The sequence below is a fragment of the Pseudomonas sp. DNDY-54 genome (genome assembly GCF_019880365.1).
Lineage (GTDB): Bacteria > Pseudomonadota > Gammaproteobacteria > Pseudomonadales > Pseudomonadaceae > Stutzerimonas > Stutzerimonas stutzeri_P.
The window spans coordinates 3468514-3492903 of sequence record NZ_CP082271.1; the positions used below are offsets into that span (position 1 = coordinate 3468514).

27 protein-coding genes are annotated in these 24390 nt (G+C 61.3%); 20 read left to right on the plus strand and 7 right to left on the minus strand.

All coding sequences use genetic code 11. The annotated features are described in order from the left end of the window. Positions 1–754 precede the first annotated feature (754 nt). From K4O48_RS16150 to K4O48_RS16190, 9 genes are all read left to right on the plus strand, one after another. A complete protein-coding gene (locus K4O48_RS16150; RefSeq protein WP_222909393.1) occupies positions 755–1192 on the plus strand; it encodes an SRPBCC domain-containing protein in 438 nt (145 codons plus the stop codon). Positions 1193–1251: 59 nt separating this feature from the next. Further along, positions 1252–1590, plus strand: coding sequence for a GFA family protein (locus K4O48_RS20770; protein WP_409518950.1), 339 nt, complete (start codon positions 1252–1254; stop codon positions 1588–1590). Positions 1591–2155: 565 nt separating this feature from the next. Then, positions 2156–2611, plus strand: a complete 456-nt coding sequence (locus K4O48_RS16160; RefSeq protein ID WP_222909395.1) for a hypothetical protein — start codon at positions 2156–2158, stop codon at positions 2609–2611. Between the two features lie 298 nt (positions 2612–2909). Then, the gene (locus K4O48_RS16165) at positions 2910–3359 is read left to right on the plus strand and encodes a DUF2231 domain-containing protein (RefSeq protein ID WP_222909396.1); all 450 of its coding nucleotides are present in this window, start codon (positions 2910–2912) and stop codon (positions 3357–3359) included. Continuing rightward, the gene (locus K4O48_RS16170; RefSeq protein ID WP_222909397.1) at positions 3356–4651 is read left to right on the plus strand and encodes a PQQ-dependent sugar dehydrogenase; all 1296 of its coding nucleotides are present in this window, start codon (positions 3356–3358) and stop codon (positions 4649–4651) included. The genes K4O48_RS16165 and K4O48_RS16170 overlap by 4 nt, the downstream gene beginning before the upstream one ends. A 124-nt stretch (positions 4652–4775) precedes the next feature. Next, the gene (locus K4O48_RS16175) at positions 4776–5210 is read left to right on the plus strand and encodes a DMT family transporter (RefSeq protein ID WP_222909398.1); all 435 of its coding nucleotides are present in this window, start codon (positions 4776–4778) and stop codon (positions 5208–5210) included. Continuing rightward, positions 5204–5695, plus strand: coding sequence for an EamA family transporter (locus K4O48_RS16180; protein ID WP_222909399.1), 492 nt, complete (start codon positions 5204–5206; stop codon positions 5693–5695). Before K4O48_RS16175 ends, K4O48_RS16180 begins: the two co-directional genes overlap by 7 nt. A gap of 78 nt (positions 5696–5773) precedes the next feature. After that, positions 5774–6175, plus strand: coding sequence for a VOC family protein (locus tag K4O48_RS16185; RefSeq protein WP_222909400.1), 402 nt, complete (start codon positions 5774–5776; stop codon positions 6173–6175). Positions 6176–6257: 82 nt separating this feature from the next. After that, complete coding sequence (locus K4O48_RS16190; protein WP_222909401.1) at positions 6258–7382, plus strand: PQQ-dependent sugar dehydrogenase; 1125 nt, start codon at positions 6258–6260, stop codon at positions 7380–7382. A 536-nt stretch (positions 7383–7918) separates the two neighbouring features. Here the strand turns inward: K4O48_RS16190 and K4O48_RS16195 are convergent. After that, positions 7919–8317, minus strand: a complete 399-nt coding sequence (locus K4O48_RS16195) for a GFA family protein (protein WP_222909402.1) — start codon at positions 8315–8317, stop codon at positions 7919–7921. 199 nt (positions 8318–8516) lie between these two features. Between K4O48_RS16195 and K4O48_RS16200 the strand changes: the two genes are divergently transcribed. Next, positions 8517–10742 carry an esterase-like activity of phytase family protein gene (locus K4O48_RS16200; RefSeq protein ID WP_222909403.1) on the plus strand — a complete coding sequence of 742 codons (2226 nt, stop codon included), beginning with the start codon at positions 8517–8519 and terminating at the stop codon, positions 10740–10742. Between the two features lie 107 nt (positions 10743–10849). On the opposite strand, the gene K4O48_RS16205 is transcribed toward K4O48_RS16200, so the two are convergent. Continuing rightward, positions 10850–11875 (minus strand): CNNM domain-containing protein, encoded by a 1026-nt coding sequence (locus K4O48_RS16205; protein ID WP_222909404.1) that lies wholly within the window; start codon positions 11873–11875, stop codon positions 10850–10852. 286 nt (positions 11876–12161) lie between these two features. Between K4O48_RS16205 and K4O48_RS16210 the strand changes: the two genes are divergently transcribed. Continuing rightward, the gene (locus K4O48_RS16210) at positions 12162–12620 is read left to right on the plus strand and encodes a hypothetical protein (RefSeq protein WP_222912125.1); all 459 of its coding nucleotides are present in this window, start codon (positions 12162–12164) and stop codon (positions 12618–12620) included. A gap of 81 nt (positions 12621–12701) precedes the next feature. Here K4O48_RS16210 and K4O48_RS16215 read toward each other — a convergent pair whose 3' ends face one another. Next, the gene (locus tag K4O48_RS16215; protein ID WP_222909405.1) at positions 12702–13160 is read right to left on the minus strand and encodes a carboxymuconolactone decarboxylase family protein; all 459 of its coding nucleotides are present in this window, start codon (positions 13158–13160) and stop codon (positions 12702–12704) included. Positions 13161–13253: 93 nt separating this feature from the next. Between K4O48_RS16215 and K4O48_RS16220 the strand changes: the two genes are divergently transcribed. The 3 genes from K4O48_RS16220 (at position 13254) to K4O48_RS16230 (ending at position 16487) form a co-directional block, all read left to right on the plus strand. Continuing rightward, entirely contained in the window at positions 13254–14060 is an 807-nt protein-coding gene (locus K4O48_RS16220) for a helix-turn-helix transcriptional regulator (protein ID WP_222909406.1), read from the plus strand. 166 nt (positions 14061–14226) lie between these two features. Next, positions 14227–15216 (plus strand): GlxA family transcriptional regulator, encoded by a 990-nt coding sequence (locus K4O48_RS16225; RefSeq protein WP_222909407.1) that lies wholly within the window; start codon positions 14227–14229, stop codon positions 15214–15216. Between the two features lie 89 nt (positions 15217–15305). Further along, positions 15306–16487, plus strand: coding sequence for an MFS transporter (locus K4O48_RS16230; protein ID WP_222909408.1), 1182 nt, complete (start codon positions 15306–15308; stop codon positions 16485–16487). A 35-nt stretch (positions 16488–16522) separates the two neighbouring features. On the opposite strand, the gene K4O48_RS16235 is transcribed toward K4O48_RS16230, so the two are convergent. After that, positions 16523–16951: a hypothetical protein gene (locus K4O48_RS16235; protein WP_222909409.1), complete on the minus strand. Its 429-nt coding sequence runs from the start codon at positions 16949–16951 to the stop codon at positions 16523–16525. A 29-nt stretch (positions 16952–16980) separates the two neighbouring features. Next, positions 16981–17373 (minus strand): VOC family protein, encoded by a 393-nt coding sequence (locus tag K4O48_RS16240; RefSeq protein WP_222909410.1) that lies wholly within the window; start codon positions 17371–17373, stop codon positions 16981–16983. Positions 17374–17603: 230 nt separating this feature from the next. On the opposite strand from K4O48_RS16240, the gene dksA reads away from it, so the two are divergent. Then, complete coding sequence (gene dksA, locus K4O48_RS16245; protein WP_222909411.1) at positions 17604–18008, plus strand: RNA polymerase-binding protein DksA; 405 nt, start codon at positions 17604–17606, stop codon at positions 18006–18008. 9 nt (positions 18009–18017) lie between these two features. Next, positions 18018–19220, plus strand: a complete 1203-nt coding sequence (zigA, locus tag K4O48_RS16250; protein ID WP_222909412.1) for a zinc metallochaperone GTPase ZigA — start codon at positions 18018–18020, stop codon at positions 19218–19220. An 83-nt stretch (positions 19221–19303) separates the two neighbouring features. Here zigA and K4O48_RS16255 read toward each other — a convergent pair whose 3' ends face one another. Beyond that, complete coding sequence (locus K4O48_RS16255; RefSeq protein WP_222909413.1) at positions 19304–19633, minus strand: four-helix bundle copper-binding protein; 330 nt, start codon at positions 19631–19633, stop codon at positions 19304–19306. A 202-nt stretch (positions 19634–19835) separates the two neighbouring features. On the opposite strand from K4O48_RS16255, the gene K4O48_RS16260 reads away from it, so the two are divergent. The 3 genes from K4O48_RS16260 to K4O48_RS16270 all read left to right on the plus strand — a co-directional run bounded on the left by K4O48_RS16260 (position 19836) and on the right by K4O48_RS16270 (position 22321). Next, positions 19836–20444: a YigZ family protein gene (locus K4O48_RS16260; RefSeq protein WP_222909414.1), complete on the plus strand. Its 609-nt coding sequence runs from the start codon at positions 19836–19838 to the stop codon at positions 20442–20444. A gap of 132 nt (positions 20445–20576) precedes the next feature. After that, on the plus strand, positions 20577–20873 hold the full coding sequence (locus tag K4O48_RS16265) for a hypothetical protein (RefSeq protein WP_222909415.1): 297 nt from the start codon (positions 20577–20579) through the stop codon (positions 20871–20873). Between the two features lie 497 nt (positions 20874–21370). Then, the gene (locus tag K4O48_RS16270) at positions 21371–22321 is read left to right on the plus strand and encodes an adenosine deaminase (RefSeq protein ID WP_222909416.1); all 951 of its coding nucleotides are present in this window, start codon (positions 21371–21373) and stop codon (positions 22319–22321) included. 28 nt (positions 22322–22349) lie between these two features. Here the strand turns inward: K4O48_RS16270 and K4O48_RS16275 are convergent, their stop codons facing one another. Further along, entirely contained in the window at positions 22350–23267 is a 918-nt protein-coding gene (locus tag K4O48_RS16275; protein ID WP_222909417.1) for a LysR family transcriptional regulator, read from the minus strand. A gap of 106 nt (positions 23268–23373) precedes the next feature. Between K4O48_RS16275 and K4O48_RS16280 the strand changes: the two genes are divergently transcribed. After that, on the plus strand, positions 23374–24387 hold the full coding sequence (locus K4O48_RS16280; RefSeq protein WP_222909418.1) for a zinc-binding alcohol dehydrogenase family protein: 1014 nt from the start codon (positions 23374–23376) through the stop codon (positions 24385–24387). The last annotated feature ends 3 nt before the right edge of the window (positions 24388–24390 follow it).

Below are 24390 nucleotides of genomic sequence, written 5' to 3' on the forward strand. Positions count from 1 at the left end.
CGACGAGCCGGTTTCACTCGGCACTCAAGGCTATGCCCATTACACCACGCAGCGTGATCATTGGTTGGGCTGGCTAGATCCAAACAGAAAAGCAGTGAAGTATGCGAGGAGCAGCGGCCCTGGACGGGATGCGAGATATGCTTACAACCACATAATGGAGCCCAAAATGCTGCTGTGGCTAATCTCTGCTGCTGGTTTCCCTAATAGCGAACTTGAAAGGGCTAGAGAAGAAGCACAAGGAAAGAAAGCGTTCGCGAGCAAGTGTGCTGCTATTAGGCGGGTTGTATCGTGGGAAAAAATGGCAGCTGCGCTAACTGCAGGCCCAAACCACGATAGCTAACAAATGGTTCTTAAATCGTTCGCCTAGCTCACTGGGACGGGCTAACCCCCGCCCCCAAACCAAACGTTAGGCAAAAATCAAATCCAACGCGTAGCTGCTCACCTGTGGTTTAGGAGTGCCGTTTTCTATCTTCTTTGGCGCGCAAGTAGGTGCTTATGTCGTGGGCTTTATCTGGTCAGCAAAAGGCGTTTCTTTATTAGCTTTTCATATCGTTCCCTGCAGTGGTTTTTTCCCAACAAATGGTTCAAAGCGTTCGCTCCGCTTAATCGATACCGGTTCATGCCCGCCCACTAACCAAACGTTTAGACGGTTCTGCAGCTCGCTCCGCCGGGTGTCGATATGGATCGTGTTCGTTCGACTAACTTGATCAAGCGGCAGACAGCCCCTCGCTGAGTCAGCAAGAAGGAGAACACGATGCCAGCGTTAATCGTCCGTAAATCTATCTGTATAAGCGCGCCACCGTCGAAGGTCTGGAACACCCTTACGTCGCCGAGCGCGATAAGGCGCTGGATGCTGGTGACGCCGGTCTTAGAGAGTGATGGCCCGCTACAGTTGGGAAATAGGGTCCGATGGAATGACGAACATGGCCGAACCTATCTCACCGGTACGGTCGTCACGCTTGATCCACTGCAGAAACTCGTGCTCGCGCTGGAAGATATCAGTTGGCCACGAAAGGCAAGGCCGGGCGAGGTGACATACGGGCTGACGCTTTCGGAATCGGACGGCGGGTCTCGTCTGGAGTTTGTGCTCGGTGACCTGGCGATCGATCCGGATGGCCAGCAGTGGTTCGAGGCGTATAGCGCCAGCGAAGAGTTGGCAATCATCAAAGCCATGGCGGAGGACCGACCGTGAGTCGTATCGACACTCGCTGTTTATGCGGAGCCGTTCACCTACGGATCCATCATCAGCCGGTGGCTCAGTTTTACTGCCACTGTGACGATTGCCAGGCCGTGCATGGTGCGTCGTATGTGGGCGTGGCTGTCTTTCCCTCGGACGCCGTCGAGGTCATTCGAGGCGCGCCGATCTCGTGGACGTACAAGACACTGCCCCGACAACGCTGCCGGACATGTGGGACGCTTCTGATCGCGCGCGTGCCAGATTCAGCGCTAACAGGCATCAAGGCAAACCTGTTGCCGCCAGGCACGTTCACGCCGGCGTTTCACATCCATTGTCAGTTCGCGGTGCTTCCGGTTGTGGATGATCTACCGCACTACGCGTCCCTGCCGGGCGTCTTCGGGGGTACTTTATGACGTGGTCGCCTGGTGATGGGAAACGTCGTAAAGCATCCAGTAGGCAATGCGTGAACGTCCGCATGTGAGGCCGAGCGCAACCGGTTAAAACTTCAGGAAAACCTTCTGGGCAGCCATGACAAAAACAACGCCACGGGTATTCCCGATCCTCTGCTTTGTCGTGATCACAATGGCGGTAGCGATCCCCCTGATTGATGTTGGGTATTGCCGCTACGTCTTGGCCGGCGCGGTTGAGTCCGATGACGCGCTACGGTACCGGGACGGCATTGCATTCAGTCGAAGCGACGATACGCCGTTCACCGGTACAGCCTATCGTTCTGTGTGCGGCGGCGACTGCGGATTTGCGGGTTGTTCAGCACTTCACTGGTATGCGGTATTCGAAAATGGAAAGCGGACGACGGGCTTCCTACCGAAGTCGGGAGGGGCGAATGATTATTTCAACCTATCGCTCTTTGGCGAGTACACACCTGTTAGATATGACGACACGTTTTAATTCTTAGCCGTTTCCTCCTCGCGCTTTCGATCTGTGCGCTAGACGGGCGCGGCTAGACAAGGATGTCACCCCATGCTGCTGGCACTACGCACCGATGCAATCATCACAGCCATAGCCATTGCTGCGGCTCTCACCGTCACCTTCATGAAAGGCGATGTGCTTTTTATCGGACAGTGGTATTACGCGTCCGTCTTTCTTGCGATTTTTGTTCTTTCTGCAGCGATAAAAACGAAGCCGTTATTTATTTCGGGTGCCGTGTTTGCTGCAGCCGTCACCTTCGTCGTTTACTTAAGGGCTAATTGGGCGCCGTCAACGGCAGAGGGCCTGCTTGCCCTAGGCCACCTGTTTTCATTGCCTGGCGCAGCTATTGGCTTATTCATAACGGGGATTATCAGCCGACATACAAAAAGCCGTAGGCCGGCTCTCGCGTTCACAACTGGTGTATTAGGTTTCGCCACAGGCTTTTTAGTGAATCAGGTAGCGATATGCGGCTCTGTTATGGCCTGTGGTGTGCTCTTGGGTAGCTAATGAATACCGCGCACTTGGGCGTGCTAAGAACCGCTCCCTTTGCTTAGTTCGTAAAGAAGCCATACCGCTCGCAACTTTCGCTTCCCTAATGCACTTCAGTCCCCCCAACCCAAAGTCGCCAGCCCGCGCCAGCGTTATGGGCAACCATGGCGTCGCCTCGGGTCGTTCGACTCGTCGATCAGAGTGAACTAACCCCTCAGCGGCACGATCCCCTTTTAAGCACAGTCAGTGCGATCCCGGTAGCCAGTGCATTCGCGCCGCGCATCAAGCCAGGGTCGCCAGCGATGAGGACGCCTTCGTGACCGTTATCACCCATAGCACTCAGCAGACGACACACAGCATTTCCCGCCACGTTCCGAACCCGCTGCATGCGACGTTGCTAGCCGGGACAGTCCCGCTGTTTCTCGGCGCGCTGTTGACGGACATTACTTACTTCCGCAGCTACCACATTCAGTGGAGTGACTTTTCGTCCTGGCTGATTGCCGGAGGGTTGGTCTTCTGCGGGCTGGCGATCGTCTTTGCGCTCGTCAACCTGATCCGCGCGCGGCGCAAAACGGGACGGCCGCTGGTGTATTTCCTGGTGCTGGTCGCGACCTGGGTGCTCGGCTTCATCAATGCCCTGCAGCACGCCAAGGATGCCTGGGCGGTGATGCCAACTGGCTTGGTGCTCTCGGTGATCGTAACGGTCTTGGCCTGTGCGGCCACGTGGATTGGCTTGAGCAACCTGCGTAACGGAGGTGAGGCATGAAGCATTCAAGCGCGCTCTCCGTCCTGGCAATGTCCGTATTTCTGGCGGCTTGCGGGGCTGACGATCAGGATTCCGCGCAGCTGTATGGCGCCACCCCAAAGCTGCCCGAACCGGAACGTGGGTTGCTGCCCAGCATGAAAATCGCCGAGCCGTCGCCCTGGGGTGATGCGATACCGACGGTACCGGACAATTTCAGCGTCACGGCCATTGCCACGGACCTGAAGGTTCCGCGTCAGACGCTGGTGTTGCCCAACGGTGACATCCTCGTGGCTGAGGGCAAGGGTGGCAACGCACCCAAACTCAAGCCCAAGGACGTGATCGCCGGGTACATCAAGGCGCAGGGCAATACGTCGGTGAAAGGAGGCGATCGCCTGACCTTGCTGAGGGATGCCGATGGTGACGGCACCTACGAGCTGCAGACGGTGTTCGCCGACGATCTCAACGCCCCTTACGGCTTGGCTTTCCATGACGGCAACCTCTACGTCGCTAATCAGGACTCAGTGGTGCGCTTCGCGTATGAAGAGGGCCAGACTGAGGCCAGCGGGGAGCCGACCAAGGTCACCGACCTGCCATCAGAGATCAATCATCACTGGACCAAGGCGATGACCATCAGCCCGGATGGCCAGTATTTGTATGTGGGCATCGGCTCCAACAGCAACATCACCGAGCGGGGGATGGATGCGGAAGTCGACCGCGCAATGGTTTGGCAAATCGATGCTGAAACGGGTGCCCACAAACCTTACGCAACCGGTTTACGCAACCCGACCGCCCTGGCGATACAGCCGGGTTCAGGCGAGTTGTGGGCGGTGGTGAACGAGCGGGACGAGCTGGGTGAAAACCTGGTTCCGGACTATCTGACGTCCGTGAAGGAAGGCGGCTTCTATGGCTGGCCGTACAGCTACTGGGGCCAGAACGTCGATGACCGGGTGCGGCCACAGGATCCGGACAAGGTCGCCGCAGCGATCACACCGGACTATGCGCTGGGCTCGCACGTTGCCGCCCTTGGGGTGGACTTCTCCATCCCCGAGCTGGGCGAGCAGTTTGCCAACGGCGCATTCGTTGGTGAGCACGGCAGCTGGAACCGTGAGGATCCGTCGGGCTACAAGGTGGTCTTCGTGCCGTTCAGCAATGGCCGCCCTTCAGGCGAACCGGTTGATTTCGTGACGGGCTTTCGTACCGATGAGGGCAAGACTCGCGGCCGACCTGTTGGCGTGACCGTCGACCCGAAAGGTGCGGTGATCGTGGCGGATGACCTTGCCAACGTGGTGTGGCGAGTAACGCGCAACCAGTGACAAGCAGCCGGTAATTGCACTTCTGAGAGGTGCGAGCCGGCGCTCCGCGCGCTACCGATAACGCCCGATCAGCCCCCTGAGGTGCGGTGGGCGGCCGCTAACACTAAGGGCATAGGAATTACGAATGACGCAGCACTCGCCGCCGAACGGGATAGACCTGGCAGGCAGGACGGCGGGTCTGGGTACGCTGTTCGTAGTGCTCGCGGCCTTATGCTGGGGGCTGTCAGTCGGGATCGGTGGCGTTCTCACTGCAGAGGGTTGGAGCCCGGTTGTGGTCTCGCTCTACCGGGGCGTGATCGGGCTGGTTTTCGTCCTTGTGTGGCTCGCGTTGCGCCCGGGCGGAAGCGGGTTGGCGAACAGCTCGATGTGGTTCTGGTCGGTCGTGGCCGGGGTGGGCGTAGCTGGCAACTTCTCTTTCTATTTCCTGAGCATTGCAGAGGGCAGCGTTGCGGTTGCGGCAACCCTGATGTACTCCGCGCCGGTGTTCGTCTATCTCGTTTCCTTCGCGTTCAGGCTTGAAAACCCACCCTGTTCAAGTGGGCAGCGATCGCCATGGTGATGCTTGGCGTCCTGCTGCTTACCGGCATCTATGACATAGAAGCGGGTGACATCACCCCCGTAGCCGCCGGCGCAGGTCTGCTCTCCGGCGTGTCCTACGCAGTGTTTATTTTTGGCTTTAAGTATGCAGCGCCCCACGGCAGCCCTCAGGCAATCCTCGTGATCGCGTTCGCCGTACTCGTTGGCATACTTGGCTGGTTCGCCGATGCGGACCAGGCAGTGGAAGTGTTGACCGCCCCGAGTTGGCCGCTGTTCGTGGTATTGGGGGTATTGGGCGCCGGGCTATCGTTCATTCTGTATATCGTCGGGCTCAACCATACCGCGCCGGCGGTCGCGTCTATTGTGGCCATGATCGAGCCGGTAACCGCTTCGCTCTTCGGCGTTATGGTGCTGAACGAACGCCTGGCTGCGCTACAGATTCTGGGCATGGGCCTGATTTTGGTCACGGTTACTGCTTTGGGTGTCCGTTCAAGAAAACAAAACTAGACGTATTGCGACCGCGCTCATGGGAACACCCTGCCGCCCTATCAGTCATTGACAGAACGCCACCGTGAGCCACAAAGCATGCTTCGATCCATTCATCACGCCGCCATCATTTGTTCGGACTATGCCGTCTCGAAACGCTTCTACACCGAGACGCTCGGTCTGGCTGTGATCACCGAGCATTACCGTGAAGCGCGCCGCTCCTACAAGCTTGACCTTGCATTGCCTGACGGCGGCCAGATCGAGCTTTTTTCGTTTCCTGAGGCACCCACAAGACCGTCCCGGCCGGAGGCGCAAGGCTTGCGGCATCTGGCATTCGCGGTGGATGACGTCGAGGCAAGCAAGGCGTGGCTGGAAACCCAGGGCGTCAAGGTCGAACCCATCCGGGTGGACGAATACACGGGGCGTCGATTCACCTTTTTCCCAGACCCGGACAACCTGCCGCTGGAGTTATACGAAGCGGCACCGGGAGCGCTGCCCTGACGCGTCGCGTAACAAATCCAGGCTCAACTGAGCGCGCCATGCGCAGTAACGTTGAGCTCAAACTTTCGACGAGAGGATGGTCATGAAGCGTGTTCCCCTGCAGGTCGCCGGTACGATTGCCCTTGGTTTCGCCTCGCTCGCTGCCACCGCAGCCGAGGCGATCAAGCAGGACCAATGGCCATTCAGCGCCACGCCGCGCGCCACCTTCGCCGAACCCTGGGCCATGACCTTTCTCCCGGACGGCACCGCCCTCGTCACCGAAAAACGCGGCGCGCTCAAGCATGTCGATGTCAAAACCGGCGAGACGCATGACATCAAGGGCGTCCCTGATGTCGCCTACGGCGGCCAGGGTGGGTTCGGCGACGTGATCATTCATCCCGACTTCGCACAGAACAAACGTATCTACCTCAGCTACGCCGAGAAGGGAGACGGCGGCGACCGAGGCGCAGCCGTGGCTCGCGCAACCCTGGCGCTAGGCCCTGACGGCGGCTCGTTGTCGGATGTGCAGGTGATCTGGCGACAAACGCCCAAGGTTTCGGGTGGCGGGCACTATGGCCACCGCCTGGCATTCGGCCCGGACGGCAAGCTCTGGATTTCTTCCGGAGACCGCCAGAAGTTCACGCCTGCGCAGGACATGAAAAGCACCATGGGCAAGATCCTGCGGCTGAACGACGACGGCAGCGTGCCGGATGACAACCCCTTTGCCGACAAGGGCGGCGTGACGGCGCAGATCTGGTCGCTGGGCCATCGCAACCCGCTTGGCATCGCGTTCGACGCGCAGGGCCGTCTGTGGGAACAGGAAATGGGCCCGGAAGGTGGCGACGAACTCAACCTGATCGAAAAGGGTGGCAACTATGGCTACCCGGAGGTCTCGAACGGCGACCATTACGGCGGTCGACCGATTCCCGATCACGACACACGCCCGGAATTCATCGCACCCAAAATCACCTGGACGCCGGTGATCTCCCCTGCCGGCCTGATGATCTACAGCGGTGATCAGTTTGCCGACTGGAAAGGCAACGCCTTCGTCGGCGGCCTTTCCGCCAGAGGGCTGGTGCGCATTACGCTCAATGGCGAAGAAGCCAGCGAAGCCGCCCGCTACGACATGGGTGCGCGCATCCGCGAAGTCGAACAGGGTCCGGACGGCAGCATCTGGGTGCTTGAGGATGGCGATGACGGCCGCTTGTTGCAATTGCAGCCGAAGTAATTTCAATCGGGACAACTGACTGCGAGCCGTGGTTTTCCGTGGCCCGCAGGTGAGCCAATGCGTTCAGCAATTGCGCTCTTCCGACAATCACGATTGGTCGGCTGCATCCACAACGCACGGTGATATTTACTACGCCCTCTGCCTTGGCCGACCCGTATCAGAATGGAACTCGATGCCTATCTCGCCACCTTAACGGCGCTATTCCTCTATCCATTGCTGGCCCCATGGAAGGCACCGTTCATAACGGCATGGCTCGTACTGTGGTTCGCGTTATGGGCCGTCTTTTTTGCGCGCATGGAATATGACGTAGGCGTGCTATCGAGCGGGATAGTCTCTGGGTCAGCGCTCATCGGGATAGGCATTCTTGTATTTGCTACAGGCAGTCTTTTAAGGCTCACAGGCCGCGGACTTCGCCACCTGTGGAACTCAAAAAAACTGGCGTGATGCAAGAGACAGGGCCATCCAGCGCAGTCAGTCCGAAGGGCGAGCCAGCCTCCCAAAAGTTTGCTCGTCCCGGCACCACCGACCAGCCAGCCTCAGTCGTACTCGGCATGCTGCGGCAAATCATCCGTAATCTGAAACCACGGCGCTTTGCTATCGACATACACATGCCGCTGGGCTTCGACGCCTGGATCGGTGTCGAGTGTTCCGAGTGGGAAACCGTACACCTCGGGGTTGGCGTCGAACTTGGTGTACAGGCTGGAACCGCAATTCGAGCAGAACCCTTTGTACTCACCGGGCGACGACTCATAGAACTTGATCAACTCTTCGCCTACGAGGGTTTTCCAGTCCGCAGAGCGCACCTTGGCGCGCGTCCTGAAAGCAGACGCATGCAGCTTGCGGCACATCGAGCAATGACAGTTCAAAACATCCGTAAGGGGGCCATCTATCTCGTATCGAATTTCACCACAGAGACAGCTGCCTGATTGCTTCATATCCGCTTCCTTAAAATAGACGAATCTGCCGAAGGTGATGGCAACAGGTGCTCCACACACTGTCGCTCACCCTTCCAGCACTGGTGAAAACCGCAGCGCGCGTCATGTCCAGTGCCCTCTGACTGCCTCGTAACACCCTCGTAACAAAGCCAGCCTAGCGTGTTTTGGCTAAATCCAAATCACAAAAGCCGAGGCTCGCATGAGAACACCGACCCGCCTGACCCGCACTGCGCTATCGACCGCGTTGACCTTGGCCCTGCTGCCACTGGCCGCCCAGGCCGGGCCGTCGCGTGTGGAATATTTCGAGCGGGTTGCGACCTTTCCGGTGTACCGCAACCTGGGCGCGGACGAAGACGTTTCCCGCCAGACCGTCGCTGAGATCACCGCCGTCAGCCGCGACGGCCGCACGCTGATCTACACCGACAGCCCGGGCGAGCGCATCGGCTTGGTCGACATTCAGGACCCGAAAAACCCGCAACCAGCCGGATTCGTACAGCTCGAAGGCGAGCCGACCTCGGTTGCCGTACACCATCACTTTGCGCTGGTCGCGGTGAATACTTCGCTTAGTTTTGCCCAGCCCGACGGCGTGCTGGCAGTGTTCGATATTCGCAACCCCGCGCAACCCAAACGCGTCGCCACGCTGCCTATGGGCGGTCAACCGGATTCCATCGCCATCAGCCCCAGGGGCCGCTATGCCGCGGTCGCCATCGAGAACGAGCGGGACGAAGACCTCAACGACGGGTTGATTCCGCAGCTGCCGGCCGGATTTCTGCGTATCGTCGACCTCAAAGGTCAGCCGTCGCGCTGGAGCACGCGCGACGTCGACCTGACCGGCCTGGCCGAGGTCGCTCCAGGCGATCCGGAGCCGGAATACGTCAGCATCAACGACCAGGACGTAGCCGCCGTCACGCTGCAGGAAAACAACCACATCGTGCTGGTCGACCTGCGTCGCGGCCGTGTGTTGCGCCATTTCAGTGCCGGCCAGGTCGATCTGGAAGGTGTGGACGTAGACGAGAACGACCGCATCCAGCCGATCGGTGTGCTTACTGGCAAGCGCCGCGAGCCGGATTCGATCGCGTGGGTCGGCCCGCTGCTGGCGACTGCCAACGAGGGCGACTACGAGGATGCCGAAGGCGCGGAAGGCGGCAGCCGCGGTTTCACGTTGTTCGACTACAACGGCAAGGTTTGGCATGACGCTGACGTGTCGATGGAGCACGCCTTTATCCGTGCCGGCCATTACCCGGAGAACCGTTCGGAGAACAAGGGCATTGAGCCGGAAGGCATCGCGTCGGCCAGCTTTCGTAAGCAGGACTTCCTGTTCGTGGGCAGTGAGCGCGGCAATGCCGTGGCGGTGTATGACGTCGCCCACCCATGGGCGCCAGTGATACATCAGTTGCTACCAACGGGCATGGGGCCGGAGGGCATTCTGCCGATTCCGGCGCGTAAACTGCTGGTGGTCAGTAGCGAGGAAGATTCGGCCGAGGACGGCTATCGCTCGACCCTTTCGATCTATCAATACGGGGCCAAGCGCGCGTCATACCCGGAGATTCGTTCGACCGACAGCGACCTGATCTCCTGGGGCGCGCTGAGCGGTCTGGTCGCGGACCGCAGCCAGTCCGACCGCCTCTATGCGGTGCCGGACAGTTACTACAAGGCGTCGCGGATCTTCAGCGTCGATACCAGCCAGACACCGGCACTGATCGACCGCCAGATCGAGCTGAGCAAGGCTGGCAAGACCGTCGACTACGATCTGGAAGGCATTGCTCAGGCCAGCAATGGCGACTTTTGGTTGGCCTCCGAAGGCAACGGCAAAGCCAAGCCGAATCTACTGATCCGCACCAACGCCTTGGGCGAAGTGCTGGCCGAGTTTGGGTTGCCGGAAAACGTGGCGGCGCAGCGCACCAGCAATGGATTCGAAGGCGTTTCGGTAGTTGGCGAAGGCGCCAGCACGCGCGTCTACGTAGCCTTCCAGCGCGAATGGAAGAACGACCCGGCCGGCAAGGTACGCATCGGCGTGTTCAACCCGAGCAACGGTGAATGGGGCTTCGTGCACTACCCGCTCGACGCGGCAGCCGAGGACGCCTGGGTCGGCTTGTCCGAACTCACCGCCATCGGTAACGGCCAGTTCCTGGTGATCGAACGCGACAACCAGCAGGGGCCGGCAGCGCAAATCAAACGCCTGTATCGCATCGACCTGAGCGGCCTACAACCCGCTGCCGAGGGCCAAAGCTTCCCAGTGGTGAGCAAGACGCTGGAGCGCAATCTGCTGCCTGGTCTGAAGAGCACCGGTGGCTGGGTGCTGGACAAGGTAGAAGGCGCGGCGGTCGACAAACTGGGCCGTCTGTTCGTCGTTACCGATAACGACGGAGTGGACGATGCCAGCGGCGAAACACGCTTCATGCGGCTCGGGACGGTAAAGCGCTGAGGTTGCGGGCGACCGGGGTTTTACCTTCGTAGGGGCGAACTTGTTCGCCCACCGCGGCAGTGGCCGAATCTATTCGCCACTGCCACCACCATTGCCCGTCGGCCCGTTCAGCTCTCGCGAACTCGCTTAATGCGGTGATCCCAACGGCGCTTGGCGAAGCGGCGCATGTTCGGGATGTCGTCCGTTTCGTCCATGATTGGCTGGCCGATGATGGTTTCCATGATGTCTTCCAGCGTCACCAGGCCGCGCCAGCTACCGAACTCGTCATAGACCAGGCACATGTGCTGGCGCTCGCGCAGCAGCTGGGTCATGAGGTTTTCGACGCTGGTCATTTCCGGCGCGACTTTCATCGGTTTCATGATCGTCGAGACCGGCGCTTCGTCGTCGGTGGCGGAGAGCGCGTCATAGCGGAACACGACGCCCAATGGGCTCTCGTTGTCGCCAATCACCGGGTAGCGCGAGAACTGGCTGTCGGCGACCTGGACCTTGAACGCACCGATGCTGGTTTCCGGCGATGTGTAGTCGCACACCGTGCGCGGCGTCATCACGTCACGGACCTTGATCTCGTGCAGGTCGAGAATGTTCCTGATGACGCGCTGCTCGTCCTCGTCGAGGCTCTTGTTCTCGCGGCCAATCACCGTCAGCGCCTTGATCTCCTGACGGATGTCGTGCTCTGGCTCCTTGCCGCCGACCAGCCGCATGATCATGTCGGACAGGTAGATGAAGGGTTTCAGCACCAGGATCATGCCGTTCAATAGAGGCGGCAGGTACGGCGCGAGCGTGCGCCAGTAACGCGCACCGATGGTCTTGGGCAGGATTTCCGAAAGCACCAGGATCAGTACCGTCATCACCGCCGAGGCGATACCGACATAGCCGTTGCCGAACACCACGGTGACCTGCGCACCGACACCGGTCGCGCCAACGGTGTGGGCGACGGTATTCAACGTCAGGATGGCCGCGAGGGGTTGGTCGACCTTGTCTTTCAGTTCTTTCAACCGCTCGTACAGCTTCGGGCGGGAGTCCTTCTGGTGTGCAATGAAGCTCGGCGTTAGCGAGAGCAGTGCGGCTTCGAGGATCGAACAGATGAATGAAACGAGAATAGATAAGACAGCGAACGCTATCAGGAGGGTCATGTAAGGGAGGTTTCGTTGCTAATGGCAGGCCAATTTACAGCAAAGCCGCCAAACGTTAGCCGAATGTCGCGATGGGCTTGCAACATTTCATTTCCCCTCGAACGCTCATGCTGGGCACACCGATTTCGACAGCAGCCGGCAAAGGAGTTCATGTCCCACGATCATGGTCAGCTGAGCTGGCCCGCCTGTTTAGGGGCTTTCGCACTTGTTTCGTGGTACCTGCCTCGGCTAGGGTGCGGCCCTTGATTTTGTCTTTCAGGAGCATTGCGGATTGTTCAGAACAGGGATGTTGACGCTGGCTTTGCTGCTGGCGTTACCAGTGCAGGCGGACGCCCAGCGGGTGTACCTGGTGGCCACGATGCAGCTGGACGGCTCCAGCCTGGCGCAAAGTTTGTTCTTGCACGAACCGGAGATCACCGAGCTGGAAGGCTGCCGGGAAGCGGTGCGCGAGGGCCAGCGCGCACGGGACTGGCAGAAATACCATCACATCTTCCGCAGCGACCGCTTCAAGGGTTTTTCTGGCCATATGCAGTACCGCTGCGCCTTGACCGACCTGTCGTTCAGCCGGTGGGGAGACGGCCCGCGCTACAACCGGTCGTACCTGATCGGCGTGGATGAGCATGCGATGCTCAGCGCACAGCGAACGCCGAGCCAGGCCCAATGCATGGCTCAGCTCCGCGCCCTCCCTTCTGCCAAGCGAACGAACAGCTTTTGCGCCATGAGCAATCAGGACCTCGCACCCTGAGCTGATCAGCTCCGACCGTTGCAGCCCGGCCTTCGGTATTCCAGACCGGGCTGGGGCGGCTAAAACGATATCGAGCTGGGCTCAGGTCGGCTGATAGCTGCCCGGCACGGGCGCGAACGAGACACTGAAGCGATTCCACGCATTGATTGTCGCGATAGCCAGGGTGAGGTTGGCCAGTTGCGGCTCGGAAAAGTACTCACGCGTCTTCTCAAACAACGCCTGCGAAATGCCGTGCGGTAGCAGCGTATTGGCCTCGGCCCAGGCCAGTGCGGCGCGTTCTCGCTCACTGAAGAACGGGGTTTCGCGCCAGGCGCTGAGCGCATAGATGCGCTGCTCTGTTTCACCCAGCGCGCGAGCGTCCTTGGTGTGCATATCGATACAGAACGCGCACTGGTTGATCTGCGAGACGCGGATCTTCACCAACTCCATCAGCGGTTTGTCGACGCCGTCCTCGCGACGGCTCTGCCGCGCCAGGTAGGTTTCCAGCCCGATCATGGCGGTCATCACGTCGGGGGCGGCGGTCTGGTAGTTCATGCGCATGGTGGTCACTCCTCGGTTTGAATGTGCAACCAAGGCTACGCAGCCGCCATGCTGCGCTATTGTAGATTTTCGACATCATCCAAGCGGCCCGTCATGACCGAGATCCTTCATGCCCGCCTGCCCTGTCTGCAGGGTTTTATCGCCCGTCCGCCAAGCCCGGCGCTGGCGGCGTATGTGCAGCGTTTCTGGTGGATGGAAGGCGACGGCTCGCAAGCCTACGACGAACAGCTGCTGCACCCGGACGGCGGCAGCGGCGTCATCTTCAACTTCGCCGACCCGCTGAATTTCGATGGCACTCAGCGCTGGCCGCGGGCCCTGATCGCCGGGCCGCAGTTGGCCAGCACCCGCCTGCAGCTGGCCGGTCGAGTCAGGCTGATGGGGGTGCGATTTCGCCCCGGCATGGGCGCCGCGATGTTCGGCATCGCCCTCGACGAACTGGCTGGGCTTCACGACGCGGACTGGCCCAGGCTCGGACTCGCGCACCTGGCCGATCAGCTGGCCGAGCTGGACCGAAGCGCGCAGCAGGCCGTGGTCGAGCGCGAGCTGCTCCGTCGTCTCAAAGAAACCCAGGCGAGTCGCGCCCCGGTGCAGCAGCTGCTGGCGCAGATCGCCGCCGATGGTGGCCGTGCCCGCTTGGCCGATATGCTGCAGACCGTACCGCTCGGCCAGCGCCAGCTGGAGCGCCTGTTCCGCCATCAGGTGGGAATGACGCCCAAGCAGTTCAGCCGCATCCAGCGCGTGGCGTTGGTGCGCAACCAACTGCGCACCGGCCAGCCGCTGCTGGACACCGCCCTGGCCTGCGGCTACAGCGACCAGGCGCACTTCATCCACGACTTCAAGACCGTGGTCGGCATGACGCCGGGGCAATATCGCTTGCGGGTCATGAACAGCAGCGCCTGAAGCGCAGGCAGCCGCTCGTTGGAATAGCACACTTGCTCTGGAATCGACTGGCCGCGCGTGATCACGTGCCTGGACAGCGCAATCTGGCAAGATCCGAGGGAACCTTGTCATTGCGACAGCGGCGCCTCGGCAGCAGACTGCAGCCATCCACCCCGAGAGCTGCACCATGGACACCACCCGCACCGTCGCCTGCCTGATCTACCCGGATGTGATGAGCCTGGACGTCACCGGTCCGATGCAGGTGTTCGCCTCGGCCAACGTCGAGCGGCAGCGCCAGGGCCTGCCAATGCATTACGAGTTGGTGCTGTTGGGTGCCGCCGCCGGGCCGGTCGCCACCTCGGCGGGGCTGAAGCTGGTGGCGGATGCCAGCTGGGCCGGGCGCGATCCCGCCACGCTGGACACCCTGCTGATCCCCGGTGTTGTCGGCGTGGATAAGCCGAAGCACGACCAACCGCTGCTCGACTGGCTGCGGGCCGCCGAACCCAGAGTGCGCCGCCTGGGCTCGGTCTGTTCCGGCGCCCTGATCCTGGCCGAGGCCGGGCTGTTCGACGGGCGCAAAGCGACCACGCACTGGGCGGACCTCGCTGCGTTGAGCGAGTACCCGGCCATCGAGGTGCAGGGTGATCGCCTGCACACCTACGACCCAACCGATCCACAGGCGGCGCATCTGTTCAGCTCGGCGGGCGTCACTGCCGGTATCGACCTGGCGCTGGCCCTGGTCGAAGCCGATCTCGGCCGCGCGCTGGCGCTGGCAGTCGCCCAGCGGCTGGTGATGTTTCTGCGCAGGCCCGGCGGGCAGACCCAGTTCAGCCCAATGCTGGCCGCGCCGAGCGGCAGCGTGGCACGCCTCGCCGCCCTGCTGGAATGGATTCCCGGGCACCTGGGCGACGACCTGTCCATCGAGGCGCTGGCCGCCCAGGCGCATATGACGCCGCGCACCCTGTGCCGTCTGTTCAGCCAGGAAACCGGAATGGGGCCAGGCCAGTACATCGAGCGAGTGCGCCTGGAAGCCGCGCGCAATCTGCTGCTCGACGCCCAGGCCTCGATCGCGACGGTGGCGCGGCTGACCGGCTTCGGCCATCCGGAAAACCTCAGGCGCAGCTTTCAGAAACACCTTTCGGTCAGCCCGCGGGACTTCTTCCAGCGCTTCGGCTGACGCGCCCGACCTCACTCACCGTTCGCAGCTCGCTCGGCATCTGGCCAGGCAGCGCTGTGTCCGCTCGTCCCCCTCAAGGAGCCGCCCTTATGCACCTTTTGCTCAGCAATCCCCAGGTCCTACGCCTGTTCATCGCCCAAGCGCTGTTCTGGTCCTGCTCGATGACCGGGATCATCTTCACTGCCATCGTCGGGCTGCAGTTGGCACCGGCGGCGGGCCTCGCCACCCTGCCGCTCGCTCTGCTGATGCTCGGCGGCCTCCTCGCCCTGCAACCACTGGCGGGGCTGATGCAGCGCCGCGGCCGTCGCGTCGGCTTTCTCATCGGTGCGTTGGCCGGCGTGTTGGGCGGGCTGATCAGCGCGTTGTCGCTCTGGCTCGACAGCTTCACCCTGCTCTGCCTCGGCGCGCTGCCCATCGGCGCCTATCAGGCCTCGGCGATGTATTACCGCTTCGCCGCGCTGGAAGCGGTCAGCGATGCCTTCAAGGGTCGCGCCACGGCCTGCGTGATCGGCGGCGGTGTACTGGCCGCGCTGATCGCACCCACGCTCGGCCACATGGCGCGTGATCTCGCCGGCGTGCCGTTCGCCGGCACCTATTTGTTGATCGCCAGCCTCGCAGCGCTGGGCGCTTTGGTGCTCGCTGGATTGCCGGCGAGCAGCGGAACGAATGGCGTTCAGGCCGCCCCGCCAGCAGTCAGCTGGCAGGCACTGCTGGCGCGGCCGACCATTCGCGCCGCGGTACTGACCACCGCTGCCGGCAACGGCCTGATGATCCTGGTGATGAACGCCACGCCCCTGGCGATGCATGGCGAAGGGCTGGATCTGCACGCCAGCGGTCAGGTCATCCAGTGGCACATGCTCGGCATGTTCCTCCCGGCGTTCATTGCCGGGTCGTTGGTGGATCGCTTTGGCAGCCGGCTTATCGCCTGCGGCGGCGGAGGACTGCTGATCGCCAGTGCGGTGGTCGCGCTGCTCGGTGTCAGCCACTGGCACTTCCTGCTCAGCAGCTGCCTGCTCGGTGTCGGCTGGAACCTGATGCTGGTCGCCGGCACCACCCAGCTGGGCCAGGGCCACGCCGCGAGCGAACGCGCCCGGGCACAGGGCCTGATGGAGCTGAGCAACGGCAGTGTGGCTGCCGCCATGTCGTTCGCCTCCGGCGCATTGATCGCGCAGGCCGGCTGGTCGGCGGTGAACCTCGGGCTGCTGCCGATCGTGACGCTGGTGGTGCTGGTGCAGATGGGGCAGGTCTGGCGGCAGAAGCAAACGGTATAAAAAACGTCTTGGTAACTAGCGGCTGCCGCTGCGGATCAGCCTGCTGGCGACAGCCTGTTCACACGACCGTGGAACGGGAAAGTCCCGCCCGCTTCCAGCACACGCTCCAATGCGCGAGCCTCCTCGCGGCTTGCCGTCACGCGGAAGCGGATGCAGCAGTGCTCCTCAAGGAACCGCTGCCGCCCCGCTTCCGTGGTGAGTTCGTGGCCGTCGATGCTGCCGGCGAAATAAAGATGCTTCGCCAATATCGACTGTGTGCTCCTGACATCGGCGGGATTGCTCCAGTCGCCGCCCGCCCTGAGGATCAAGCGGCTCTGGCGCGATCGCCGATGCTGAATCAGTCGCTTGCGCAGGTTGACGCCGATTCCCACCTTCAGTGCCTCGCCATCGTCTGTGTAGATTTCGTAGAGTCCCGGCAGCGCAGGAACGTACCGCTCGATTTCCGAAAAGCGGATGGTTGTCATGTCGCTTATCGGGTCGGGATTTGACCGCGTCACAGCGCTGCAGGCCCATCTGGGCGGGCGGCCTCAGAAATCAGATGAATGATATTGGCGGGGCTGGCGATCCAGAACGCCCTGAACCCCTCCGGCAGGGGCTCGATTTCATCCCGCCGAGCGCATTGCTGTTGCTGTAGATAGGTCGAGGCAGCGTCCAGATCGTCGGTGACGACCTCCAGCCAGATTTCTGCCTGGCTGAGGCCTGCCACGCAATCGAGCCAGAGCACCTTGTCGCCAAATGCGAAGCGCGGCGTTTGCTCGTCGTCCGCGTCGCGCGGCGTGAGCTCCTCCAGCGCGAGGGTGTCGCGGTAGAACGCAACAGTGCGCCCATACTCGTGGGCAGGCACCTTCATCGCGATGTTTCGGCCAGGGTGAAATGTCGGATTCATGCTTCGCTCCACTCGTCTGTAAGCGGCTTGGGCTCGGCCCGTGTCTCTTGCCCGAGCCCAAAAAGCCTAGACCGACACCTACCTTTTTGCTGATCCGCTGATACCGAGCGTGCTGCGTAGTGGAGAGTTCATCTTCCCCTGCCTGCCACGCGCCGCTTGAGCAAGCAAAATATACGGCAAATAATTGTTATGTTATAACTCTATAATCATCACTACCCACACCTGCCACCATGACCGAAGCCGAACTTCTCGCACAGCCTGCTGACGCGTACATGAACGACGCTCAGCAAGCATTCTTCCGCCGCCTGCTACTGCGCCAGCGCGCCGAGCTGCAGACCCGCATTGCCGAAGAATTTCAGGCACTGCGCGAACAGGAACCCAGCAGTGATCCCTCCGATATCGGCACCGCCGAGGAACAGCGCCAATGGCAGCTGAGGCTATTGGAACGGGAAAAGAAGCTGATCGACAAAATCGACGATTCGCTGGACAGCCTCGCCCGCGGTGAATACGGCTGGTGCGCTGAAACAGGCGAGCCCATCGGGCTGAAACGGCTGCTGCTGCGCCCCACGACGACCCTCTGCATCGAAGCGAAAGAGCGGCAGGAACAGCGCGAAAAACACCAACGTACTGCTTGAGAGATCACCGTGAATCGGCTTCCCGTTACCGTGCTGTCCGGCTTTCTGGGCGCCGGGAAAAGCACCCTGCTCAACCACATCCTGAAGAATCGCGATGGCCGCCGGGTGGCGGTCATCGTCAACGACATGAGCGAAATCAACATCGACGGCGCTGTGGTCCAGCGCGACGTCAGTTTGAACCGCGCCGAGGAAAAGCTGGTAGAGATGAGCAATGGCTGCATTTGCTGCACGTTGCGCGAGGACCTGCTCGAAGAAGTCGCCAAGCTGGCCCGTGAAGGCCGCTTCGACTATCTGCTGATCGAGTCCACCGGCATCTCCGAACCATTGCCGGTCGCCGAAACCTTCACGTTCCGGGACAGCCATGGCCAAAGCCTCAACGACGTGGCGCGACTGGACACGATGGTCACGGTGGTCGACGGGGTAAATTTCTTGCGCGACTTCCATGATGCCGAAAGCCTGGCCAGCCGCGGTGAGATCCTCGGCGAAGACGATGAACGCTCCATCACCGAGCTATTGATCGAGCAGGTCGAGTTCGCTGACGTCATCCTGATCAGCAAGATTGATTTGATTTCCAGCGCCGAGCGCAACGAACTCACCGCAATTCTGGGCCGGTTGAACACCCACGCTGACATCCTGCCGATGAGCATGGGCAACGTACCGCTAGCGAAAATCCTGGGGACGCAGCGGTTCGATTTCGAGCGTGCCGCGCAGGCGCCGGGCTGGCTCAAGACGTTGCGCGGCGAACATGTGGCAGAAAGCGAGGAATACGGCATCGCATCAACGGCGTACCTAGCGCGTCGACCCTTTCATCCGCAGCGTTTCCACGACTTCCTCAACCGTGATTGGTCCAATGGCCGACTGCTGCGGTCAAAAGGCTACTTCTGGCTTGCAACCCGCCCCCAGGAAGCGGGCAGCTGGTCGCAGGCCGGAGGGTTGATGCGTTACGACTATGCAGGTCGCTGGTGGCGATTCACGCCTGACGCTCAATGGCCGGACGACGAGGAGACGCGGGCATCGATTCGGAGCAAGTGGGACGCCGAATGCGGCGATTGCCGTCAGGAGCTCGTGTTTATCGGGCAGCACATCGACTTCAACCGGCTTTGTGCTGAGCTTGATCAGTGCATGCTGACTGATACCGAGTGGAACCTTGGCGTCGAGCACTGGCAGCACATGCCAGATCCTTTCGGGCCTTGGTATCAGGACCCTGAGTAAGGCGACCTGCACACGCTTCCCTGCCGGCGCCACGAGCGGGCCGCTAGCCTCGGCTAGGCGACCCGCTCACCCACCCGCACGGGTCACGCCGCCATACGTTCGCACGCTTCGGCGCACTGGCGACACGCCTCAGCGCAGGCTTGGCAATGATCCGCCTGATGCTTGCCGCACTCCTCGCCACACTCTCGGCAGGCTTGCGCGCAGATACGGCACATTTCCTTGGCCAAGCCGCTGTCACGAGTCATCAGGGTGGCGGCCAGCGCGCATAGATCGGCGCAGTCGCGGTCCAGCTCGATGCACCGGGCCATCATCTTTACGTCGTCTTCACGCAGGCACGATGCGGCACAGGTTTCACAGACGATGGCGCAATTGGAGCAGGCCTGGATACAGGTCTCGTAGTTGGAATTGAGCATACGATGTCCTCCTTTTCGAGCAATGAGGGAAGAGCGATGGCCATTGCAAGGCCTCCTAGAATTCGTGGTCTTCACCGGGCGCAAAGTTCACGCGGATCGACTGAGTGGTCCAAGGCTCAATGTCCTCCGTCCGTATCTACGCACCGCAGCCCGGCTCGGGCGCCGCTACAATGCGAAGCCCTAACGGCCATCCTGATCAGCCATGACCTTCACCCTCGCTGCTCCGTGCGAGCATCACGAAACGATCCGCAAGAGCCGTTTTCTCGCCAAGGCGGCACCGGTGGCCAGCCCGGAAGAAGCCCAGGCATTCATCCAAGCCGTCAGCGACCTGAGCGCCACGCATAACTGCTGGGCCTGGAAGATCGGCAATCAGTATCGCTTCAGCGACGATGGCGAACCCGGCGGCACGGCCGGCCGACCCATGCTCACCGCAATCGAGGGGCAGGATTGCGATCAGGTCGTTGTGGTGGTGATTCGCTGGTTTGGCGGTATTCAGCTAGGGACGGGGGGCTTGGCGCGCGCGTACGGCGGCTCGGCCGCGAAGTGCCTCCAGTCAGGAACTCGCGTTGCGCTGGTGAGGCGGGATCGCTACGCCTGCCATTGCCGTTTCGCGGAGCTGGCTCTGTTGAAGGCTCGCCTCGGTGACCATGACGCCTTGATCGAAAGCGAAACCTTCGATGCCGAGGGCGCCGAGCTGGTTGTGGCGCTGCCGCCTGAGCAGCATGTTCACCTGCAACAAATCCTCGCCGACATCAGCCGCGGAAGGGCCGAACTGCGTGCACTTGACGCGGGACAAACGTCAGTCAGTTGAACTGCATGCGGCATGGGAAGTCCCTATAACAACGGCACTTGCCGTTGGGTCAGCAGTTGAAACTGCATGCGGTGGCCCACCGAATCTGGGAAGTGCCGAAATGCGCATTCCGTTGCGATAGAGGAGTCAACCATGAAAAGCAATTACAAGTGGCTCATACCAGGAGCCGTATTGCTCGCTTCGCTAGGCCTGGCCGGTTGCGATGTGGAAAAGACTGAAGAAGGTTCACTGCCGGACGTCGAGGTCGAAGGCGGCAACATGCCCGAGTACGACGTGGATGCGCCGGAAGTGGACGTAGGCACCAAAGAGAAGACCGTCACCGTACCGGACGTTGATGTCACCATGCCCGATGACGATGAGCCCGACGTGGGCGAACCGGTTGAGCCACGCGCCCCGGCGCCAGCGCCTGAACCTGCTCAGCAGAACTAACGAGCAGCATCCGATAGGCCTTGGGCCTGATCACGCAAAAAAGCCATGCCGACGCGGTCGAGCATGGCTTTTTTGTGCGTATTTTTTATCCCCGTTAGGTGTGCATGCTGCTGTGGATAAGCCTTGGAATACGTTTGAAAGCCCAGAGCCGGCGCGCCTTTGCCGACAACGATTAGTTTTTAACCAATCCACCGAAAACGTAGCGATGACGAACTTACACGATTGAAACGCCGTCATTTTTTCGCGTGATAAACCACAACAGCCTGTCGGCCTATGGACTGGTCTCCCAAACAAACAGCGTGGCGAGCTCGCTGCGAGTGTCGATAGCAACCCGTCTGCACTTCTACGTTCGCGTTCAGCCCAGAGGTAGCGTCTCGCGCAAGAGCGACAGGCAGCCGCCCCCAATAGCGGAACGATCGATACCGCCGAACGCCTGTCGTAGGGGTCAAACGCTTTAACAGCGCTAGAATGACGTTTTTTCCGGACGGGGTTCTCTCATGTACGACTGGCTCAACGCCTTGCCCAAAGCCGAACTGCACCTGCATCTCGAAGGCTCGCTCGAACCCGAATTGCTGTTCCGCCTGGCTGATCGCAACAAGATCGCCCTCCCTTGGGACAACGTCGACGCGCTGCGCAGCGCCTACAATTTCGGCAACCTGCAGGAGTTTCTCGATCTTTATTACGCCGGCGCCGATGTGCTGCGCACCGAGCAGGACTTTTACGACCTGACCTGGGCGTACCTGCAGAAGTGCGAAGAGCAGAACGTCGTACACACCGAGCCCTTCTACGATCCGCAGACCCACACTGATCGCGGTATCCCGTTCGAAGTCGCGATGCGCGGCATTAGCGGCGCGCTGGCGGAAGGACGCGAGTTGCTTGGCATCAGCAGTGGTCTGATCCTGAGCTTCCTACGTCATCTGCCGGAAGACGAAGCCTTTAAAACGCTGGAGCAGGCCATGCCGTTCCGCGATGCGTTCTTTGCGGTCGGGCTGGACAGTTCAGAGATGGGCCACCCACCGAGCAAGTTCGAGCGCGTCTTTGCCAAGGCCCGCGCCGAAGGCTTCCTCGCCGTGGCCCATGCCGGTGAAGAAGGCCCGCCGGAATACATCTGGGAAGCACTGGACCTGCTCAAGGTCAGCCGGATTGACCATGGGGTGCGTGCATCCGAGGACCCTAGATTGATCGGGCGGCTGATTGACGAGCAAATCCCGCTCACGGTCTGCCCACTGTCCAACACCAAGCTTTGTGTGTTCGACGACATGAGCCAGCACAACATCCTGCAAATGCTGGAACAGGGCGTGAAGGTCACGGTGAACTCGGACGACCCGGCCTACTTCGGCGGTTACGTCACGGAGAACTTCATGGCGCTGCATGAAAGCTTAGGGATGACGGAAGCACAGGCGCGCCGTCTGGCACAGAACAGCCTCGACGCCCGCCTGGCCAAGTGATCGCCAAGGGCCGCCATTGCGCGGCCCGTTAACTCGAGAACGGAGCCCGCTGAATCAGCCGCTGGCATCGCTCGACCAAATGCTCACGCAACAGCCGCACCCGCTCGCCCAGATGTGCCCGATGGGCACAGATCAGGTTCAGCGGGGCCGGCTCACCCAGCAGGTCTGGCAGCAGCACGACCAGTCGCCCCGCCTGCACATCCTGCGCGATGTCCAACCAGGATTTGTACACCACGCCTCGCCCGGCCAACGCCCAGCGCCGCACCACATCGGCATCGTCGCTGATGCGATCTCCACTCACCAGCTGTTCCAGTTCTCGCTGGTTGTCGTGAAAGCACCACCGCTCATGCACCCGCCCCGCCAGCATGAAGCGCAGGCAATTGTGACTGGCGAGCTCGGCAAGCGAGCGCGGCGAACCCTCTGCGGCGAGATAGCCTGGCGACGCACAGAGCACACGCCGATTGGCGGTGGCTACCGGTAGCGCCACCAGGCTTGAGTCTTCCGGCTGGCCGTAGCGCAGCGCGATATCGACCGGTTGCCGAAACACGTCGGCATTTCGATCAGCCAATAACAGTCGAAGACTCAAGAGCGGGTGCTGCAGCTGAAACTCATCCAGCCAGGGCAGGAGCACATTGCGACCGAAGTCAGACGGCGCTGACAACTGCAACGTGCCGCTGATGGTCGCTTTGCCCCCCGCCAGCAGGTGCTGACCGTCGAGCAGGCTTTGCAGGGCCGAGCGCGCATGAGGCAGGTATAGCTCGCCTTCGCCGGTCAGTCTCAGGCTCCGTGTTGAACGCACCAGCAGGCGGCAGCCCAATTGCGCCTCTAGGCGCTTGAGCGCCGCGCTGGCGACAGCCGGCGACAATTCCAGCTGCCGGGCGGCGGCCGACAAACTCCCCAGTTCAGCGGTCAGTACGAATACGTGGAGGTCATCGCTGCGCAACATTTTCAATAATCCGTTGAAAGAGTCTCTGCGGAACACGCGGTTTTTCATTACAGCACGAAAGCCGAACATGGCGGTATGAACGCCCATCCCTACGAGGAGCCACCGTATGAAAGCCATCGGCTACCAACAATCCCTGCCGGTCGAAGACGCAAAGTCGCTGATCGATATCGAGCTGCCTGATCCCACCCCCGGGCCGCGCGACCTGCTGGTCGAGGTCCGCGCCATCTCGGTAAACCCGGTGGATACCAAGATCCGCATGCGCGTACAGCCGGAGGCCGGTCAGCACCAAGTGCTCGGTTGGGACGTGGCCGGCGTGGTCCGAGCGGTGGGCAATGAAGTCACCCTGTTCCAGCCCGGCGATGAAGTGTTCTATGCCGGCGCGTTGGACCGCCCCGGCGCTAACAGCGAGCTGCATCTGGTGGACGAGCGCATTGTTGGCCGCAAGCCGGCCAGCCTCGACTTCGCCGCAGCGGCAGCGCTACCGCTGACGTCGATCACGGCCTGGGAATTGCTTTTCGAGCGGTTGCAGATCAGGGAAGGAAAAAATGACCGTGATCAGCGTCTGCTTATCGTCGGTGCCGCGGGTGGGGTCGGCTCGATCCTCACGCAGCTGGCGCGCCAGCTGACCGGGCTGCAGGTCATCGGCACGGCCTCGCGCAGCGAAACCCAGGATTGGGTGCGAGAGCTGGGCGCTCATGAAGTGATCGATCACAGCCAGCCACTGGCCGCCGAGCTGCAACGAGTGGGCATCGCCGACGTCACCCACGTTGCCAGCCTGACCCACACCGACCTGCACCTGCCGCAAATCGTCGAGGCGTTGCGGCCTCAGGGTCGCCTGGCCCTGATCGATGACCCGGCCAGCCTCGACATCAGCCTGCTCAAGCGCAAGAGCCTGTCGCTGCACTGGGAGTTCATGTACACCCGTTCGCTGTATCAGACGCCGGACATGATCGCCCAGCACCAGTTGCTCAACCGGGTGGCAGAACTGATCGACAGCGGCGTACTGAAGACCACCTTGGGCGAGCATTACGGCACGATCAACGCCGCCAACCTGCGCCGCGCCCATGCCTTCATCGAAAGCGGCAAAGCCAAGGGCAAGATCGTCCTCGAAGGGTTCTGATGC

What these genes read in the sequence shown, in the direction of transcription:
- K4O48_RS16150 (WP_222909393.1), top strand. Translation starts at nt 755, where the DNA reads ATGCCAGCGTTAATCGTCCGTAAATCTATCTGTATAAGCGCGCCACCG.
- K4O48_RS16160 (WP_222909395.1), top strand. Translation starts at nt 2,156, where the DNA reads ATGCTGCTGGCACTACGCACCGATGCAATCATCACAGCCATAGCCATT.
- K4O48_RS16170 (WP_222909397.1), top strand. Translation starts at nt 3,356, where the DNA reads ATGAAGCATTCAAGCGCGCTCTCCGTCCTGGCAATGTCCGTATTTCTG.
- K4O48_RS16175 (WP_222909398.1), top strand. Translation starts at nt 4,776, where the DNA reads ATGACGCAGCACTCGCCGCCGAACGGGATAGACCTGGCAGGCAGGACG.
- K4O48_RS16180 (WP_222909399.1), top strand. Translation starts at nt 5,204, where the DNA reads ATGGTGATGCTTGGCGTCCTGCTGCTTACCGGCATCTATGACATAGAA.
- K4O48_RS16185 (WP_222909400.1), top strand. Translation starts at nt 5,774, where the DNA reads ATGCTTCGATCCATTCATCACGCCGCCATCATTTGTTCGGACTATGCC.
- K4O48_RS16190 (WP_222909401.1), top strand. Translation starts at nt 6,258, where the DNA reads ATGAAGCGTGTTCCCCTGCAGGTCGCCGGTACGATTGCCCTTGGTTTC.
- K4O48_RS16195 (WP_222909402.1), bottom strand. Translation starts at nt 8,317, where the DNA reads ATGAAGCAATCAGGCAGCTGTCTCTGTGGTGAAATTCGATACGAGATA.
- K4O48_RS16200 (WP_222909403.1), top strand. Translation starts at nt 8,517, where the DNA reads ATGAGAACACCGACCCGCCTGACCCGCACTGCGCTATCGACCGCGTTG.
- K4O48_RS16205 (WP_222909404.1), bottom strand. Translation starts at nt 11,875, where the DNA reads ATGACCCTCCTGATAGCGTTCGCTGTCTTATCTATTCTCGTTTCATTC.
- K4O48_RS16210 (WP_222912125.1), top strand. Translation starts at nt 12,162, where the DNA reads ATGTTGACGCTGGCTTTGCTGCTGGCGTTACCAGTGCAGGCGGACGCC.
- K4O48_RS16215 (WP_222909405.1), bottom strand. Translation starts at nt 13,160, where the DNA reads ATGCGCATGAACTACCAGACCGCCGCCCCCGACGTGATGACCGCCATG.
- K4O48_RS16220 (WP_222909406.1), top strand. Translation starts at nt 13,254, where the DNA reads ATGACCGAGATCCTTCATGCCCGCCTGCCCTGTCTGCAGGGTTTTATC.
- K4O48_RS16225 (WP_222909407.1), top strand. Translation starts at nt 14,227, where the DNA reads ATGGACACCACCCGCACCGTCGCCTGCCTGATCTACCCGGATGTGATG.
- K4O48_RS16230 (WP_222909408.1), top strand. Translation starts at nt 15,306, where the DNA reads ATGCACCTTTTGCTCAGCAATCCCCAGGTCCTACGCCTGTTCATCGCC.
- K4O48_RS16235 (WP_222909409.1), bottom strand. Translation starts at nt 16,951, where the DNA reads ATGACAACCATCCGCTTTTCGGAAATCGAGCGGTACGTTCCTGCGCTG.
- K4O48_RS16240 (WP_222909410.1), bottom strand. Translation starts at nt 17,373, where the DNA reads ATGAATCCGACATTTCACCCTGGCCGAAACATCGCGATGAAGGTGCCT.
- dksA (WP_222909411.1), top strand. Translation starts at nt 17,604, where the DNA reads ATGACCGAAGCCGAACTTCTCGCACAGCCTGCTGACGCGTACATGAAC.
- K4O48_RS16255 (WP_222909413.1), bottom strand. Translation starts at nt 19,633, where the DNA reads ATGCTCAATTCCAACTACGAGACCTGTATCCAGGCCTGCTCCAATTGC.
- K4O48_RS16260 (WP_222909414.1), top strand. Translation starts at nt 19,836, where the DNA reads ATGACCTTCACCCTCGCTGCTCCGTGCGAGCATCACGAAACGATCCGC.
- K4O48_RS16265 (WP_222909415.1), top strand. Translation starts at nt 20,577, where the DNA reads ATGAAAAGCAATTACAAGTGGCTCATACCAGGAGCCGTATTGCTCGCT.
- K4O48_RS16270 (WP_222909416.1), top strand. Translation starts at nt 21,371, where the DNA reads ATGTACGACTGGCTCAACGCCTTGCCCAAAGCCGAACTGCACCTGCAT.
- K4O48_RS16275 (WP_222909417.1), bottom strand. Translation starts at nt 23,267, where the DNA reads ATGTTGCGCAGCGATGACCTCCACGTATTCGTACTGACCGCTGAACTG.
- K4O48_RS16280 (WP_222909418.1), top strand. Translation starts at nt 23,374, where the DNA reads ATGAAAGCCATCGGCTACCAACAATCCCTGCCGGTCGAAGACGCAAAG.